Source organism: Bacillus cereus group sp. BceL291, from assembly GCF_051776705.1.
GTDB classification, from domain to species: Bacteria; Bacillota; Bacilli; order Bacillales; family Bacillaceae_G; genus Bacillus_A; species Bacillus_A cereus.
In genome coordinates this window covers 1-292 of record NZ_JBPWAP010000271.1, presented here as the reverse complement: position 1 = coordinate 292, position 292 = coordinate 1, and the positions used below count along the sequence as shown (strand labels likewise).

Sequence of the window (292 nt, the reverse complement as noted above, 5' to 3'; positions counted from 1 at the left end):
TCATCATTAGACGATGATTGGATAAGAAAAGAAGAAATTACAAAGGTCCAAACGATACTAAATAAAATGAATGATCGAGAACGAACCCTTTTACTAATGAAATTCTCTGGTTTTCAATATAAAGAAATTGCAGAAGTACTTCAAATTGAAATATCTTCTATTGGAACATTATTGGTCCGAGCCAAAATGAAATTTCGCAAGATTTATAAACAAATGGAGGAGGCATAACAAATGAAATGTTATGATATCGGATTTATTCAAACATATATTGATGGAGAACTTTCTCATGATA

General features: G+C 29.8%; 1 protein-coding gene. It reads left to right on the top strand.

Going from position 1 to position 292, the window contains the following annotated elements:
• Window positions 1–228, top strand: a 228-nt coding sequence (locus ACS2CR_RS34540) for a sigma factor-like helix-turn-helix DNA-binding protein (protein ID WP_438906172.1), incomplete at its 5' end; no start/stop codon positions are given.
• Window positions 229–292: the final 64 nt, after the last annotated feature.